Annotated in this window: 11 protein-coding genes; 6 read left to right on the forward strand and 5 right to left on the reverse strand. The window is 40.8% G+C overall.

The window, feature by feature from the left end:
- Window positions 1–30: 30 nt before the first annotated feature.
- The gene (locus tag ACOQON_RS05565; RefSeq protein ID WP_420577937.1) at window positions 31–1,644 is read right to left on the reverse strand and encodes a VRR-NUC domain-containing protein; all 1,614 of its coding nucleotides are present in this window, start codon (window positions 1,642–1,644) and stop codon (window positions 31–33) included.
- Window positions 1,645–1,722: 78 nt separating this feature from the next.
- Between ACOQON_RS05565 and ACOQON_RS05570 the strand changes: the two genes are divergently transcribed.
- Window positions 1,723–2,442 (forward strand): hypothetical protein, encoded by a 720-nt coding sequence (locus tag ACOQON_RS05570; protein ID WP_420577938.1) that lies wholly within the window; start codon window positions 1,723–1,725, stop codon window positions 2,440–2,442.
- A gap of 57 nt (window positions 2,443–2,499) precedes the next feature.
- Here ACOQON_RS05570 and ACOQON_RS05575 read toward each other — a convergent pair whose 3' ends face one another.
- Together ACOQON_RS05575 and ACOQON_RS05580 are read right to left on the reverse strand one after the other, a co-directional pair.
- A complete protein-coding gene (locus ACOQON_RS05575) occupies window positions 2,500–5,091 on the reverse strand; it encodes an SIR2 family protein (RefSeq protein ID WP_420577939.1) in 2,592 nt (863 codons plus the stop codon).
- A gap of 239 nt (window positions 5,092–5,330) precedes the next feature.
- Window positions 5,331–7,601: an ATP-dependent helicase gene (locus tag ACOQON_RS05580; protein WP_420577940.1), complete on the reverse strand. Its 2,271-nt coding sequence runs from the start codon at window positions 7,599–7,601 to the stop codon at window positions 5,331–5,333.
- 80 nt (window positions 7,602–7,681) lie between these two features.
- On the opposite strand from ACOQON_RS05580, the gene ACOQON_RS05585 reads away from it, so the two are divergent.
- Together ACOQON_RS05585 and ACOQON_RS05590 are read left to right on the forward strand one after the other, a co-directional pair.
- On the forward strand, window positions 7,682–8,365 hold the full coding sequence (locus tag ACOQON_RS05585; RefSeq protein ID WP_420577941.1) for a CPBP family intramembrane glutamic endopeptidase: 684 nt from the start codon (window positions 7,682–7,684) through the stop codon (window positions 8,363–8,365).
- A gap of 306 nt (window positions 8,366–8,671) precedes the next feature.
- Window positions 8,672–9,079 carry a DUF1761 domain-containing protein gene (locus tag ACOQON_RS05590; protein ID WP_420577942.1) on the forward strand — a complete coding sequence of 136 codons (408 nt, stop codon included), beginning with the start codon at window positions 8,672–8,674 and terminating at the stop codon, window positions 9,077–9,079.
- Between the two features lie 53 nt (window positions 9,080–9,132).
- Here the strand turns inward: ACOQON_RS05590 and ACOQON_RS05595 are convergent, their stop codons facing one another.
- Entirely contained in the window at window positions 9,133–10,491 is a 1,359-nt protein-coding gene (locus tag ACOQON_RS05595) for a M24 family metallopeptidase (RefSeq protein ID WP_420577943.1), read from the reverse strand.
- A gap of 60 nt (window positions 10,492–10,551) precedes the next feature.
- On the opposite strand from ACOQON_RS05595, the gene ACOQON_RS05600 reads away from it, so the two are divergent.
- Window positions 10,552–12,228 carry a tetratricopeptide repeat protein gene (locus tag ACOQON_RS05600; RefSeq protein ID WP_420577944.1) on the forward strand — a complete coding sequence of 559 codons (1,677 nt, stop codon included), beginning with the start codon at window positions 10,552–10,554 and terminating at the stop codon, window positions 12,226–12,228.
- A 104-nt stretch (window positions 12,229–12,332) separates the two neighbouring features.
- Window positions 12,333–14,096, forward strand: a complete 1,764-nt coding sequence (locus tag ACOQON_RS05605; protein ID WP_420577945.1) for a tetratricopeptide repeat protein — start codon at window positions 12,333–12,335, stop codon at window positions 14,094–14,096.
- Window positions 14,097–14,259: 163 nt separating this feature from the next.
- On the opposite strand, the gene ACOQON_RS05610 is transcribed toward ACOQON_RS05605, so the two are convergent.
- On the reverse strand, window positions 14,260–15,423 hold the full coding sequence (locus tag ACOQON_RS05610) for a T9SS type A sorting domain-containing protein (RefSeq protein WP_420577946.1): 1,164 nt from the start codon (window positions 15,421–15,423) through the stop codon (window positions 14,260–14,262).
- 152 nt (window positions 15,424–15,575) lie between these two features.
- Between ACOQON_RS05610 and ACOQON_RS05615 the strand changes: the two genes are divergently transcribed.
- Window positions 15,576–16,949, forward strand: a complete 1,374-nt coding sequence (locus ACOQON_RS05615) for a cystathionine beta-synthase (RefSeq protein ID WP_420577947.1) — start codon at window positions 15,576–15,578, stop codon at window positions 16,947–16,949.
- Window positions 16,950–16,966: the final 17 nt, after the last annotated feature.

Here is a 16,966-nt window from a genome sequence, read left to right on the forward strand (position 1 = left end):
GTGTGATCATTTGATTGAATTCGAAATTAACTAATCCAGGTAGTTGACCCTCAACACATCCACATTGATTTTGGCAGATGCCAGAAAATCCAGCCAGAATAGCTGCTGCGCAGAGAGGTGATCATTGGGAGACTTCACTTCGTAAAACTGATAATCATCTTCCTTCCAAAGGAAAAGATCCGGAAAGCCCGCGCTGTTCTCCTTCATGTTTTTGGACATTTCCAGCAATACTTTCTTAAGCCCGTTTAAAGGAAGTCTTTCCACCATGACTTCCAGCGATGGGAGCAAAGAATCATGCCAGTAGACAAATCGATTGGCAATTCCATTTTTCTCGTTATGAATATCGGATATATGCTTGACGAGTTGTTTTCTGGTTCTCAGTTTAGCTAATTGATTCTCTAATAATTGCTGGCGTGATTCGAAGAAAATCGAGTCGTTCAGGTCAGAAGGCTGTCGTTGCAACGGATGATGAAAGGAGCCGTGGCTTTCATCGAAGATTACCTTCCAGAATACCAGTCCAAACAGACCTCTCCACAAGAAATTTTCCGCATGCAAACCATCCCAGCCTTCACTTTCAAAGTGTGCCAGGACTCCTTTTTCAACTGTAGTATCAGGGCGTGGTATCTCTATGGAGGGTGCATCCTTGAGACGCTTCGTCATACTGCGATCGATGCGAATGCCTTTCCGATTCAAGAAGTCCGTGGCAAAGGTCAGTTCGGATGCGTTAGTGGGGTTATCCAGTATTTCATTGGCGATTGCCAGTGCAGCTTCCTTTTGATCTGTTTTGTCCAGTAATCGTACTTTACGCTCTCGAGCTGGCGGTTTATTTGTATAGGAATAGTAGGTGAGTGCGATTTCAGGTTGTGCTACTTGTTCGAAATAGTACGCGATTTTGAGAAGGAGTTTCTCAGCCGTTTTGGCAGATCGGGGGTAGGAGAGCCAGGTGTCCCATGGCATCTCGTCCAGGTAGTCCTCCAGCGGAAGACCGGCTTCCTGTATTTCATAGATCATCCGTTTCAGCTGGGAGATATGCATGACCGATAAGGCTTCTTCGCGTGATTGGAACCATGGTTTGAACTTTGTTTCATCCAGCTTCTCAATCTTCACATTGCCCACATCACGGATCACAAAGTCGGTCATTTGACCACCCCGGTGACCAAAGAATAGCAATTTGATAAAATCAACTTCTTCATTTTTAAGTACCTCAGCAATCTCTTCAGTTTCATGAATGACAGGAAGATCAACTTCAGACAGCTCCATTAGTATTTCTGACTTCTTTTGTGCAGGGTGAAGAAAGTCGTAAAACGAAACCAACTCTTGCTTGGTAAACAATCGAAACTGATAAGGATCATCACTCTCATTTATCCGGATGAAACCGTGACTACTCAATTCATCTTTTGCATCGATTACATTGGGTATTTCAGGGTATGAGATCTTGTTTAATCGGAAGTAGTCGCCACGACGATTTGAAAAACGCAGATATAGGCACTGCGCCTGTTCCGACAGGTCTCTGAACGACTGATAAAAGAGGTATTCCGGCCTATCCAGTACATGCTCATATTGTCGTTCCACAAACTCCAGCACGTAATTGAAGTAGTCTAAATAGTACTTTTCAGGTAGTATGATTGGATCATTTTTAGACATTTATAATCCTAACATCTTTTTTGGTTACAGAATGTGTCTTTTTAGTATTATACTGATAGTTAACCGTCAACAATCATCATGAAGCCTGTCCTATTTGTATTTTTTCTTATAACGGCCTCATGCGCGTTTTCTCAAAGTTACGTCGATTCCGGCATTCGACACTTCAATGTGGGTGAATATGATGAAGCGATGGACGACTTTGAAGATGCGATTGGTATCCAGGCCATGCTGACTGAAACGGCCAAAGCCAAAATCTATTATTACCGAGGATTGATATGGCTGAAGCGTGCGGAAAAATCCAGGGGAAATGCAGAGCAAGATCCACTGATGCAGGCTTACGATGACCTCACAAAAGTGCTTTCGATGGATCAGGATATGGAGGCACAAATCAATGATGCTTACAGAGATTTGAGTGGGTTGTTGATGGAAGAGGCAGACGATTTTCTCAAGCAGGAAAAGAAAGCCGATGAACTTCCATTGAAACTCGAGTTACTGGATAAACGCATTGAGTACCTCAAGTTGATTGAAGAGTTGGGGGTGTCCACGCTGGCACATCTGTATCTGGGGGAGACCAACAAGCAGGCAGGGGATCTCATCTTTGAAAGCACTCGCAAAGTGCAGGAAATGCAAAGGGCCGGAGCGTATTATAATGAGGCGATCAGATATCTGGAGCTGGCACGCTATGATGATCCCTTTAATAAAGGCGTGATTCGGACGATCTTGGAGCTGGCCAGGAGATTGGATGATGCCGAGCGGGTAAAAGAGTATAACCGGTTGTTAGATTTAGCTGGGGGGTGACTAGATGCAACGTTGAGGCTAAAAAGCGTTGCTGTCCCGCAGGGCAGCTATGATTTTTTAGCCATTGTTGTGCCTAGTGTTTTTCCGTTTTTTTCTTTTCTTTTTGGTAAACCTGTTTTGGTTTTGTCCAATTATATATTCCAAGTATTTTGATTCCTTATCAAGTTTTAATTGGTCAAAAATTCGTTTCAGATAGGGTAAATTTACAGTGTACAAATCAATTTTCGGCCACTTCAATATTGCATCAATGTATCCTTGAGAAGCCTTTGAAATGATTTTCTCGAACAAGAATTTATCCACCTTGAAATAAGTAGGTACAAAGTGAAGAAATACCTGTTCACCTGTTTTATTAAGAGATTCCGAAATCATTTCTGTAAGTCGATTAGAATCAGCACTTCTAGCTTCTCGGCAGAATTTATCATGATTAAACACCAATAATTTAGCCATGGCAGTTCCGAATTGTTGGTAGGTAAATTCATTGCTGTCAATCTTAGCTGTCACAAAACCTTCCTGCAAATTATTGGCAACATTTGACATCCTGTCAAAATCAATTTTGCTTAAATATTCTAACGCTTCAGCTATTGATAACAAGTCAGCCTTTTCAATCTTTTTATTTAACTCTGTATCATCTGTAATGGCTAATAATTTCTTAGAGAGGCTAAAATCAACGTCTTTGAGTGTGAAAAGTAAAGACTTAAAAGAATGAAGGTTGGTTTCATTTAACTTAGATTCAATTATTCCGAAATCAAGGTTTTCAATTAAGGTTTTAGTTTTTCTCTTGTCTAGTCTATTGAAAATTTTGAGAGAACTACTCAACAGTGAAATGCTTTGCTCATTCATCTTAGATATAAGAAGTGAGGTATCTAACTGAATGAATAAGTTCTGACATTCTTTGAAGAAGACATTAGAAATGTTGTCTAAAAACAATGTTGACTCTTTTATGTCTTCTGCTTTAATTTTTTCTTGAATCAAATCATTTTTAGAAATGAGAAGGTCAAGTCCATCTTTCTGACTGAGTGTTTTAATTTGATATGTGATTTGCCTTAAAGAAAGGTTCTCAACTTTTAAATTTTCTTCACCTACTTCACGTTGTGTTACAACATGGTCAATCTTTTCTTTTGAAATTGCTCTTAATTCGTTGATTGCCGAATATAAATCAGCGGGACTCGCCACTTCTATCTTTGATAGCAGCACGGCATTATCCATCTTGTCAAGTATGCTCTTTGTCCTATCAAAATTTACTTTTTTAAGGTTAGACAGGGCATTTGAGATATGTTGAATGGTTGCTTCATTTAGCTTGTCCTGAAAAAAGTTATCTATGTCTAATTCCTTGAACAAATAGTCAGCGTTTTCCCAACCTTCTTTCGTGTTAGTGTGAATATTCTTTATAGTTCTGCTTATCCCGTCAATCCGTAGTTTTCTGAGAAAGTCGAGCTGTTCATTTATAGGTAATTCGGCTACTCTGTAAAAGCTGTTTCTATCGAGAATTACATCTAAAGTTTTAGTGATTTCTTCTTTTTGAGTTTCTGAATATTGTGGGTTCTCGCTTAATTCGGTTTGTAAATCCGAGATATATTCATTTAACTCTATTTCTTTTTGTTCTGCATTTTTTCGGAAATCCGGAATGTCAATTTCGTCTTTAAAAACTTCATATAGTTTTATTACAAGGTGCTCAAAGCTCTCAATTTCAACAAAGAAGGAATTTTCAGAATGATTAATTAATTCCTTTACGCGCCAATTTAGTTTTTCAGGGTTTCTTCCACACCAAAGTAGTCCGTATTTAGTGCTTTTTAACTCTGAAAGCACATTCATGATAGATTCATCTGCACCATTATAGCCGACAACAACTAAATCAAACGACTTGAGGCATTCTTCAAATTTCACTTGCATGTTGTTCCAAAGAAGTTCTGTCTCTGGCTTGGTGTTTTTAATGTTCTCAAAAAGAAAATCGCCATGAAGTTTGATAATGTTTGGTCGAACGCTTAAAGGATTAATGTATTGAGCGACTTCATTGTGTGAGTATGTTTTAGGTTTAATGTCTGTGTATCTAATTACAGCATCATAAATGAGGTCATCAAAATTTGTAGTGAAGAGATTAGTGATTTTTCGATTAGCAATTAAATGGGCTAAAAGGAGATAGGGAGCAGAAGGCTCTTTAGTGTCAATATGATATTCAATAAATTTCTGTCGTTCTCTGGGATTTTCAGAGTATTGTTCAAACCAAAATCCATATTGTAAATCATCTAATAAATAGTCTACTATTTCTTGTTTATCAGTTTTTTCTAGGATTGTTTTTAAATATTTCGGAGGAGATTCTCTTAACTTTTCAAAACTGTAAAGAGCTTTTTCTTTCAATTCCGTTTCCGCTTCGATACATTTTGTTTCAAAGTCATCTTGAATATCGTCAAAAGCCTGTTCATCAATCTCATATTCGCTATCAAGGTATTTAGAGCTATCAGTGTAATTCTTTATGTACCAAAGTTTTTTTAGGTGCTCAATAATCCCAAAGCCTGTCGGAATATTTGAACTCCTTGAACAACCTGCGCCAAACAAAAATGAACACTTTGGAAGTTCCTTGAAATCCCCATTGGATTCTCTGAATTTGTTAATCAGAAATTCAATTGACTTTATTTTGTTACTGCGTATCATTTTACATTAGGCACAACATCCGTGTATGTTGCACAAAGTGCAATATATCCACCTTATATCTTTTTTATTTGTTTTATTCCTAACAAGCTGATAACTAGCTATAAACCCAATTTTTAGTCGCTTGTAAGCGCTTGTTGTCGCCTGCCTGCAGGCAAAGGCACGGATATAACACGCACTCTAAAAAATATAAGTCACTTTCAAATATACCTGTTTTGGAATTTTGAGAAATGAGACAGATGCTAATTATCCAGAATTCGCAGTTTGGCAAAGCTCAAAAGCAAGGTTTTCTCTCCGGCCTTTTCGAAATCTACTTTTGCCTTTTTATTGGCACCTTGCTCATCAATGTTTGTCACCACTCCAAACCCAAACTTCGGATGTTCCACTTTCATGCCTTCAGCCAGGTTGGTCGTGTCACTTGGCTCAAAGTCAGCACTGGGTGTGTGATTGACTTTCGTAGCAAAACGCTTGGTAGTATTCTCTTTTTTGATGTTAGAGACAAAGTTCTTTGTCACGTAATTGACGCCTGGAGATACCGGGTCTTTGGATGAAAACTTCCGATTTACTTTGATGAAAGCAGGGTCTACTTCTTCCAGGAAGCGACTCGGTTCGCAAGTCTTCAGTCGGCCAAACCGATAGCGATTGAGTGCATAGCTCATGTATAGCTTTTTCTCTGCACGGGTGATTGCCACGTAAAAAAGTCGTCTTTCTTCTTCCAGGTCTGCACGGCTACTCAGCATCATCTGAGAAGGGAATAATTCTTCTTCCAAACCGACTATGAATACATAAGGGAACTCCAGTCCTTTGGCCATGTGGATGGTCATGAGCGTCACGGCATCCTGATTTTTCTGGTTACGATCCTCATCAGTGAGCAACGCTACGTCTTGAAGAAATGCCCCAAGACTTTTATCCTCTCTTTCAGGATCGTCCGTAAACTCCTTAATGGCATTCAAAAGCTCCTGCGTATTCTCATAGCGGTTCATCCCCTCGATGGTCTTATCCTCATAGAGCTCCTTCAACAGACCGGAAGTTTTTGCTATGTGAGCAGCCGTATCATACGCATCCTTCTTTTCGTTGGTCAGCCGAAACGACTTGATCAACGTAGCAAAATTTTCCACCTGGGTTCCACCTCTGTTCCCAACATAAGAAGAGGCTTTTTCCATGATGTCCCATAGCTCTTTGCCTTCTTCATTAGCAGCCACTACCATTTTGTCAATGGTCGTAGGGCCAATGCCTCGCTTGGGTAAATTGATGATTCGTCGCATCGCTGCTTCATCATTCGGGTTGACCGTATACCTGAAGTAGGCGAGGAGGTCCTTGATTTCCTTTCGCTGATAGAAAGAAACTCCACCCACAATCCGGTATTTGATGTTGTTTCGCCGCAGCGCTTCTTCTATTGCTCTCGACTGGCTGTTTGTGCGGTATAGAACCGCAAACTCTTTCTCTGAGCAGTGGTTCTGCATCTTGGTTTCAAAGATGGCAGAGGCCACCAGCTTGCCTTCTTCATTGTCCGAAGTAGACTTGATCAGCTCAATGAGATCACCTTCCTGATTGGCGGTCCAGACGTTTTTCTTCAGCTGGGCGGTATTCTTTCCGATGACTGAATTTGCCGCATTGACGATCGTCTTGGTGGACCGATAATTTTGTTCCAGCCGGATCGTTTTCAGGTCCGGATAATCCCGCTCAAAATTCAGTATGTTTTGAATGTCTGCTCCTCGGAAGGCGTAGATACTTTGTGCATCGTCACCCACCACGCAGATGTTTTGTCTTACTGCCGCCAGCCTTTTTGCGATCAGGTACTGTGAAAGGTTGGTATCCTGAAACTCATCGATCATCACATAATGAAAGCGCTGCTGGTATTTATTCAGCACATCAGGATGCTCCTGGAACAGGATGTTGGTATTGAAGAGGAGATCATCAAAATCCATCGCATCTGCGGCGAAGCATCGCTCGCAGTACGTTCGGTAGATGCGTCCCATCTCAGGTCGCATATTCTGAGTATCATCTTCCAGGTATATCGGGTTATTGAGGTATTCTCTCCATGAGACCAGCCGGTTTTTTGCACCTGAAATCCGACTGTAGACAATGTTTGGCTTATAGACTTTATCGTCGAGGTTAAATTCTTTAACTATCAATTTGATCAGCGACTTGGAGTCGTCCGTATCATAAATAGTGAAATTGCTGGGATAGCCAATATTAGGTGCCTCCGCTCGCAGTATTCGGGCAAACACCGAGTGAAAGGTCCCCATCCAAAGGTTCTTGGCATCCGCGCCCACCATTTCCTCGATTCTTCGCTGCATTTCGCGTGCAGCCTTGTTGGTAAACGTGAGTGCCATGATGTTGAAAGGGTCAACATTATGCGCTTTGATGAGGTGAGCAATTCGGTAGGTAAGTACCCGTGTTTTACCTGATCCTGCGCCTGCTATAATCATGCACGGACCTTCTACATTTACGACACCTTCTCGTTGGGGGGGATTGAGTTGTTCCAGATAATCTTCCTGCGCTTCAGCCATGCGGCAAATCTATTTGATTTGGGTAATAATTTCTGATCTGAGCGGAAACATGATTCTGAAATTATACATCTTGCACAGCTATGATTGGAATAATCGTCGAAGTAGCCCTTTCCTGGCTAATCCTTCATTTCATTGAACGAAAGAATCTGAATGTACTGGGTTTAGTTCCCAATAGGAAAACAGGTTTGGCCTTTGTTTTTGGCCTAGCCAGTTCTGTTACCATTTGCCTGCTCTACTTCCATTTGCAGATGCACCTATCCGGTGGATACTGGAAGCTAAATGAATCCTTTGGATGGCCGGATTTTGGGATGAGCCTATGGTGGGTGACAAAGTCGGTCTTATTTGAAGAGTTCATTTTCAGGGGAGCGATCCTCTATATCCTGATCTCCAGAATAGGTATGAGCAAGGCTTGCTGGATTTCAGCGTTGGCCTTTGGTATCTATCATTGGTTTTCCTATGGAATTATTGGAAATCCGACGCAGATGTTTTTTGTCTTCCTGCTTACCGGAACCTGGGGGTTGATGTTTGCATATGCCTATGCAAAAACACAATCCATGTTACTTCCCATCGCCCTGCACCTCGGATGGAATGCTGTCAATTTGATTGTGTTCTCTCAGGGCACTATCGGTGATCAACTGCTGATCGGGGTGGGAGGTGAACCGCTAACTGATTTGATTTCATTGGCAGTATTCGCGCTGCAATGGCTGGGATTGCCATTGATTGTTTTCATCTACCTACGGATGAGGCATCATCCAACAAATTGAAAAAACTTATTTAGCACGATAAAGCCGAGAAATGCCAGGAATAAAACGACCTCAAGGATGAGGATGAAGTTGTTCGCTTTGAAGAATGGTTTTTTCACGTTTGTGATAGAAGCGCTGTTTTAGTTTTTGCAATTGATAAAAATAATGAACATTAAATAAATGTTTCTGCAAGGTTAACATCTGGTGCTAAAATACGGAAGTCCTTTTCTGACTCTTTACACTACCACTTACAGGTTTATCACATTTTCCTTTAATGGTGGGAAATTCCTAACTTGTTCTTAACGAAACTAACTTAACAACACTATTATGGATTTTTCATCAATCAACTGGCTGGCAGTACTCGTGGCTACTGTTTCAGCATTCATTGTTGGCGGCCTTTGGTATGGACCCATTTTCGGGAAAGCCTGGATGGCGGAAATGGGGTTTACTGAGGATGACCTAAAAGATGCTAATATGGCTAAGATTTATGGAACGGCATTCGTGCTGGAGTTTATCATTGCACTGCAGCTCGCATTCTTTCTGGGACACGGTGGCACAGAACCGACAGTGGGTCAGGGCGCTACTTATGGATTGCACATCGGACTTTTTTTTATAGCAGCCGCTATGGGAGTCAATGCTTTGTTTTCCAGGTCGTCATTAAAGCTTTGGTTTATTAATGCCTTCTACTTCGTGATCTTGCTCACATTGATGGGTGTGATTTTGACCGTGATGTGATTTTAGATTAACCTCCACAAAATTCCCCCTTAATAAAGGGGGAGAGGGGGTTGTTAATATCTCGAGTTCGGTTCGAGTGTTCGAGGAATCGTCATGATCTCCGTGGCTCTACCATCAATGTATCGTACGTTCTCTCCGTCAAAGAAGGCATCCTCTTCCAGCATGATCCGAATTTCTTTGCCCCAGGCTTCTATAAATACACCGGCGTTCAATTCAATTGAATGAGCGGTATTGGGATAGAGTGGATAATCCCCTTTGCCCGGCACACCCCCTTGCTGATCCCACAGCCCGATGGTTGGGCCTGCAGCGTGCCCATGAAAACCGATCGGGTGAGTATAGATCACTCCTTTTAGCCCTTCAGAGTTACATTGGTCCAGTGTGGCTTTGAGTATTTCATTTCCGGTTCTGCCTGACTTGAAGTTGGAAGTAAGAATATCCTGAACACGGTTTCCTTTTTTAAATGCTTCCTTAAGAAAGTCAGGTGCTTCCTCTTCACCAGGCTTCAATACGTATGCATGTTGTTGAGTGTCTGTATTCAGTCTGAGATAAGTAATCCCAAAATCAACATGCAGGAGGTCTCCTGGATAAATGACCTGTTGGTCCGGTCTTTCTGAAAATGAACGCAAATGATCAAACGATTCTGGATCAGCACGCTGAATGGAAACAGAAGGATGGAACCAAGCTGTAAAACCTAATTCCCTGATTCGATCACGATACCACCAAACCACATCATCCGTGGTAGTTATGCCCGGTTGAATGACTTTTTCTGAAAACCCCTCTGCAATGATTTGATGAGCCATTCGCACGATATTCTGGTAAACCAGCATTTCACTGTTAGTTCTGGTTTCCAGCCAACCAATTGCAACGTTCTCAGCATTCACTACCCGATCCTGATATTTTTTTGGAAGGACGTCCATCAGCATATCATAATGCGTGGATGAAATCCCATCTGCTAATGCAAATGTTTCTGACTTGTTTATACCGATTTTTTTCGGGTCTTTTGATACAATCATATCAGCAAGTGCTTGCCACTGGTCCGGTTGTTCTTCTTTATTCCATACAGTTTTGAATAACTCTCCCGTATTGTATCTCGACATCCCGAATGTTTCAATTGATTTTCCTTCTCCCGGATCATTGGCGATGAGCATGGTCGTTCTACGAGCGGATTGCCAGGTGGCCGGCAGCATGGTTTTTATTACCGGATCCTCATTGTATTCACGAGCGATGATAACCCACATGTCTATTTCCGATCTGCGCATCACCGCAGGAAGAACGGTTTGAACGCGTTCTTCCAGCCAATTATCTATTACTTCCGCGCGCTCGCGCATGGAGAGCACTTTTGGAAAGTAGGGATTTTGAGCTATTAGTTCTGAAGAAATAAGAAGTAGAAAAAAAGTATAGATTTTTGCCATTGGTTCGCATTTATGATGTGATTATCTAATATAAGCGAAAAGGTTAAACACAAACAGATAATGATCGTATTAAAGTCTTTGTCTGTCACTACGTCCTTCCCAATGAAGTATTTCCTTACGGTTGTTTTTTTTCTTGTAACGATCTGTGCATCAGTATCTCAGCGCATTGATAGCCTGAAGCATGAACTGATTAACTATCGAGGGGAAGATACTATCAAAGTAGATATCCTAAACAATCTCGGCTATGAGTACTGGATAGTTAATCCAGTGCAGTCAATCATTTATGGTCAGCAGGCTAAAGTTCTTGCTGAAATCCTAAATGATAGTTCAGGGCTTGCTTTTGCTAATCGTGTCATTGGAGTTGCTCACTGGGCAAGAGGAAGTTATGATCATGGTTTGCGATTTTTGCTGGATGGCCTGACGATATATGAAAGCAGAGGAGATACGTTGGGTATGGGAAATTGTCTCATGAACGTTGGGTTGATCTATGCCGATAGAATGGATTATGATGCAGCAACCAAATACTATTTTGAGGCATTGAAAATGTTTGATGCTGTAAACGCGGATAATAGGGCAGCGACCACCTACACCAAGCTAGCAACCATATTTATTGATGAAGGAAAACTTGGAGCAGCGAATGATTTTTTGAGCAGGGCAAATGCTACTCACTCTCAACAAAAGTTTATTTACGGACAAGTAGAAGTCCTCAATCGGTATGGGTTGTTGCATTTCAGCATAGAAAACTACGATAGTGCCATCTATTATTTCGAAAAATCAATTTCTCTCGGAAAACAAATTGATGATTTCAATGGGATAGCCAAGTCTCATACAGAGCTAGCAGATGTTTATATCGAAATTGGAAACATTGATAAAGCAGAGGATATTTTACTGAGTGGTCTTGAATATGCGCGGAGAACTCATTCACATAAATGGTTAAAAGATATTTATCAGGGACTTCAATTAACTGCAAGAACCAAAGGCAATTTGTCGCAAGCCATAGAATACTATGACAGATACATTCAGGAAAAAGATAGCATCTTAAATGAACAAACATTGAATAATATTACCCGACTGGAAACAGAGCTGGCCACTACAGAGCAAAAGAGACAGCTTGAGGCAAAGGAACAGGAGATCGTGATTCTAGAGCAGGATGCGGAAATACAGAAAACAAGATTTATTATTCTAATTGTTATTGTTATTGCTCTGGTGATCGTTGGTGTTTTGATCATCAGAAACAGACAGCTAATTGTTCAGAGAAATGCTGATAAAGCCCGGAAAGAAGCTGACAAAACCAGACAGGAACTTGAGTTCAAAAACCGGGAATTAGTATCATATACGGTCAACTTTCTCCAAAAGAATCAATTATTCGAGGAGTTGACTGAACTCATTGCTGATTTGAAAAAGCGATCCTCTTCTGATGTGAGAAAGGATTTGATCTCAATGGAACGCACAGTAAAAAAGCATCTGCAGGTGGATAAAGATTGGGAGGATTTTAAGCTTAGATTCGAAAACTTACACTCCGGGTTTTTTGATTCATTGCTGAAACACCAACCATCACTCACGGGCAATGATTTGAAATTATGCGCTCTGGTAAAGATGAACTTTTCCATAAAGGAAACGGCAGATATGATGGGTATCTCTACAGAGAGTGTAAAGACAGCAAGATACCGGCTAAAGAAGAAGTTGAATCTTCCAGCCGAAACTACCGTGAATGACTTCTTGAATACCATTGGATAGTTGACTTTTTGTCTACCCATTGGTTACTAATGGTACACTATTAAATAGGCCCATTGGCAATTACATTTTTGATTTTTGCATTCTAAAATTCAAAATCGAAAAGAATGAGAGAATCAATCAATTTGTCGTTATTAAAAAGGTTTGTGATGACCATTGGCGTTTTAGTTGCAATCCTGCTGCTGTTGTCATCATGTAATACAGGAAGTGATTTTCAGGCACCACTATTTGAAAATATTGGTGATTATCGAATGAATGTGACCCATCAATCCAAGGATGCTAAACAATTCTTCGATCAGGGCATGATCTTTACCTATGGTTTTAATCATGGGGAAGCTGCGAGATCATTTCGAGAGGCTATCCGGTTAGATAGCTCTTTTGCTATGGCTTATTGGGGGCTTGCATATACCTTGGGTCCCAACTATAACGCCCCATTGGATCCATCTGATAAGAAGGAAATCACCTGGGCTGTAGCTAAGGCTTTAGCGCTTAAGAATACTGTAAATGAGTGGGAGAGAGGACTCATAGAGGCATCAAAAGCTAAATATTCATTTCAATCAGATGACGTTGATTTAGATGCTTTTGCAAAAAGCATGAAAGCTCTTTGGGAAAGCAACCCAGCGAATCCGGATATTGGAACTTTTTATGCCGAGGCTTTAATGCTTCAACATCCATGGGACTTATATGATTACAAAGGCGGACCGGCTAAATCCTGGACTCCTGAAATTGTAAGCGTTTTAGAAAATACACTTAATGTGGACGCTGATCACCCCTTGGCCAAGCATTTATACATTCATGCTATGGAAGCCAGTGATAGGCCTGATGAAGCAGCTGATGAGGCCAGGGCATTGCACGAGACCATAATTCCGGGAGCAGGTCACCTGGTACATATGCCCTCACATATTTATATTAATACGGGTGATTATCATACAGGAACGGAGGTAAACATTGATGCTGTAAGAGCGGACAGCATTTATTCAGCTCAGTGTACTGCTCAGGGAATGTTTCCCTTATATTATTATCATAATTATCATTTTCTGGCTGCTTGCGCGGCGCTGGAAGGAAGAGGTGCGCTTGCAATCGAATCATCTTTCAAGATGACAACAACAATAGATAAATCTCTATTGGATAAGCCTGGGTTTGAAACAACCCAGCATTTCATGACTATCCCATACAATGTACTTGTGAAGTTTGCTCAATGGGAGAAAATATTGGCACTAGGCAAACCCGATCCAAAATATCCATATATGGTAGCCATTTGGCATTATGCTCGTGGTATGGCTCATGCTAATCTTAGCCAGTTAACCAAAGCCCATGAACAACTTAGCGCATTAAAAGAAGTTCAAGCTGGAGCCGGATTTGAGGACTTTCTGATTTTTGGTATCAACTCAGGACAAATGGTTGTAAATATCGCAATGAATGTACTTGAGTCAGAAATTGCCAGGAAAACAGGCGATGCTTCAAAAGCAGAAACCTTATTGAGGAAAGCAGTCAGCATTGAGGATCAAATGTCTTACAATGAACCACCGGATTGGTTTTTTTCAGTGAGACATCTTTTGGGTGAGTTGTATATGGGGTTAGGCAAATTTCAAATGGCTGAAAAGATTTATCGGGAAGACCTGGTAAACTTTCCTAAAAATGGTTTTGCCCTGAATGGCTTATATCAAAGCCTGGTAGAACAAGAACAGCACGTGGAGGCAAAGGAAATTAATGCCTTGCTAAAAAAAGCCTGGGGGTATGCAGATACAAAGTTGAATTATTCACGAGTAGATGAAAAAACACGAACAAATCTTGTGGTTAGGTTAGATTCAAAAAGTCCACCCGAAATGGTCCGATTAGCTTCTGTTTACTGTGGAATTTTACCTAAGTAGACCATTTGTCTACCTGTATTTGTGGGTTTCAGAGCTTTAAAAGCCAATATTTGCGAATCTTCTTACAAGTAAGTATTAGGTTCTTGATTAAAAGAAGATGTTACTCTTACTAAGGCGGAGTAACTTTTGGTGGTGAGGGCGCCTAAAGAGGCGCCCTTCTTTTTTATTTAATCATTAAGCGGGTGGAGAAATCCTGCCCTTCAGATGAAGTGACTTTCAATAGATAAAACCCTTTAGGAAGATTGTCAACATTGATGCTGTAGTTCAATGGGTTTTCCTGAATGACCTGCTGCTTAAGGTTTTTGGTTTCTCCGCCGGTTAAGCTGTAAACTGTAATTTCCTGAACCTGAAATGGACGTGTTGAGCTTAGGCTTACTTTGCCAGTTTCAACACTTGTTGGATAAGCCGTGATTTGAACCTGCTCTTTTTCAAGATCTGTTTCTACTCGCTTTACCTGGAAATATTCAAACTGTCCGTCAAAGTCCACTTGTTTCAGTCTGTAGTACTCTATAGGTGCTAAAACGAACTTATCTGTGAAGCTGTATTTTATTTCCTGATTGCTATCACCGTTTCCATCTACCCGACCTATTTCATAGAAATTTATCCCATCTTCAGAACGCTCAACAGAAAAGTAGTCGTTATTGATTTCAGTAGCTGTTGCCCATGAAAGGGTTATATCGCTCTCTGAATCTACCTTGAAATAAAGCAAGTCAACAGGTAGCGGAGTAGTGCCACCACCATTTACGAAATCTTCTATTTCAGGAAATCCATCATTGGATAAGTCATCGATGGTAAATGAGCTGTCTTCTCCTGTTCCATCATCAATGGTAGATTGGGCATCTCCACTGAATGATCCCGCATAGACATTTCCATCTCCGGTATAAGTGCCCTGAGAACCAGTTTTATTAAAGTTTCCGCTTACTACTAGTGTTCCTCCACTTGCGATATTGATTTTGTTATTCATATCTAAATCACCAAGTATAATCAGCACAGCATTATTACCCAGGTTTAGATTCATTGCTTTATTGGCGAAGGTTACGTCCCCATTCACGATCAATGTATCATTGACTGTAAAATCCAGTCCATCATTATTGGCGGCAAATGTTAGATTTTGAGGTGAGGCGGAAGTGCCTACTTTTATTTGCCCAAAAACAGTGATGTCGCCGGCACTTTCAGGTAGGTTTAGGAATGCCGGGGAGCCATCTGTCCATCCGCCAGACCATGAGGCATTATTACCCCAGCTGCCGGTATAATTATCGAGAGAGGTCTCCTGAGCAAACAAACTCAATGTAAAGAATAAGGTCAATAGGTATACTCCTTGTTTCATATTATCATTTGATAAACCTTGCAAATTTACGTAGTTGCTAATGCAATTAGATTCATCATTCTGAAGATTTTTTTAACTATTCGATGGAACCGCATAAATAGGATGTTGAAGCCTGTTTTTCTACCTTTGTATTTTATTTCAAAAACTCACGAATGAAGTACTTAAATAATCTAACGGAGGGAATAGGAAATACCCCACTTTTGAAACTGAATAGTGTTAATAAGGGCATTAAAGGAACGATTTTAGTCAAAGTAGAATATTTCAATCCCGGAAATTCCATTAAGGATCGAATAGCGCTGAAAATGATTGAGGATGCCGAGGAAAAAGGAATTCTTAAACCCGGCGGAACGATTATAGAGGGTACTTCAGGAAATACGGGTATGGGTTTGGCTTTAGTAGCCATATCTAAAGGGTATAAATGCATTTTCACTCTTGCTGATAAGCAGAGTAAAGAAAAGATGGATGTACTTCGAGCAATGGGTGCTGAAGTGGTGGTTTGTCCGACCAATGTGGCACCTTACGATCCCAAGTCATACTACTCTGTTGCCAAGCAACTGGAAAAGGAAATCCCGAACTCTTTTTATCCGAATCAATATGATCATCCGGCCAATGCATTATCGCATTATGAAACTACGGGTCCTGAAATATGGAGAGATACTGATGGAAAAATCACTCATTATGCAGCTGGAATGGGCACAGGTGGTACCATAAGCGGGACCTCTAAATATTTGAAGGAGCAAAATCCGAATGTCATCACAATAGGTTTGGATTCCTATGGATCCGTCTTTAAGAAATACAAGGAGACTGGCGAATTTGATGAAAAGGAAATCTATCCATACCTAACAGAAGGAATTGGCGAGGACATCCTGCCTAAAAATGTGGACTTTGATATGGTGGATCACATTGTGAAAGTAACCGATAAAGATGCCGCGATAATGACCAGGAGGCTGGCTCGTGAGGAGGGACTTTTTGTGGGTTGGTCGTGTGGTTCTGCAGTGCATGGAGCATTGGAATACGCAAAAGAAAATCTGAAAGAGGATGATGTGATGGTCATTATTTTGCCTGATCATGGAACACGATACCTTGGCAAGGTTTACAACGACGATTGGATGAAGGATCATGGCTTTCTTGAAGACAGAAAGTTTGCTACTGCAAAAGATATCATCATGAGTAAAAATGGTTCATCAGACCTAGTCACAATAGATCAATCTATGAAAGTCGGTGAGGCAATTAAACTAATGAATGAAAAAGGTATTGATCAGGCTCCTGTGGTTAGCGGTAACGAATTTGTAGGAAGTGTTTCTGATAGCTTGCTGCTTAAAAGTCTGGTAGAGAATCCTGAATTGAAAGAGAAACCTGTTTCGGAAATCATGGATGCTCCTTTTCAGTTCATTTCCTCACTAGAGCCTATTGATGTGATGTCCTCGATGCTCGGGAAGGAAAAGAAAGCACTAATGATCAGAGATGATAATAACAAGGTGCATATCATTACTCAAAGTGATCTTTTGGTAGCAATGACGAATTAATTAAATTTGGAATAGCA

Origin of the sequence: Ekhidna sp. (assembly GCF_965221965.1) — a bacterium.
Taxonomy (GTDB): Bacteria; Bacteroidota; Bacteroidia; order Cytophagales; family Cyclobacteriaceae; genus Ekhidna.

Bases quoted from the DNA above. Each gene is read 5' to 3' on its own strand.
- ACOQON_RS05605 (WP_420577945.1), top strand. From the start codon at position 12,333: ATGAGAGAATCAATCAATTTGTCGTTATTAAAAAGGTTTGTGATGACC.
- ACOQON_RS05575 (WP_420577939.1), bottom strand. From the start codon at position 5,091: ATGATACGCAGTAACAAAATAAAGTCAATTGAATTTCTGATTAACAAA.
- ACOQON_RS05600 (WP_420577944.1), top strand. From the start codon at position 10,552: ATGATCGTATTAAAGTCTTTGTCTGTCACTACGTCCTTCCCAATGAAG.
- ACOQON_RS05565 (WP_420577937.1), bottom strand. From the start codon at position 1,644: ATGTCTAAAAATGATCCAATCATACTACCTGAAAAGTACTATTTAGAC.
- ACOQON_RS05595 (WP_420577943.1), bottom strand. From the start codon at position 10,491: ATGGCAAAAATCTATACTTTTTTTCTACTTCTTATTTCTTCAGAACTA.
- ACOQON_RS05590 (WP_420577942.1), top strand. From the start codon at position 8,672: ATGGATTTTTCATCAATCAACTGGCTGGCAGTACTCGTGGCTACTGTT.
- ACOQON_RS05580 (WP_420577940.1), bottom strand. From the start codon at position 7,601: ATGGCTGAAGCGCAGGAAGATTATCTGGAACAACTCAATCCCCCCCAA.
- ACOQON_RS05585 (WP_420577941.1), top strand. From the start codon at position 7,682: ATGATTGGAATAATCGTCGAAGTAGCCCTTTCCTGGCTAATCCTTCAT.
- ACOQON_RS05610 (WP_420577946.1), bottom strand. From the start codon at position 15,423: ATGAAACAAGGAGTATACCTATTGACCTTATTCTTTACATTGAGTTTG.
- ACOQON_RS05615 (WP_420577947.1), top strand. From the start codon at position 15,576: ATGAAGTACTTAAATAATCTAACGGAGGGAATAGGAAATACCCCACTT.
- ACOQON_RS05570 (WP_420577938.1), top strand. From the start codon at position 1,723: ATGAAGCCTGTCCTATTTGTATTTTTTCTTATAACGGCCTCATGCGCG.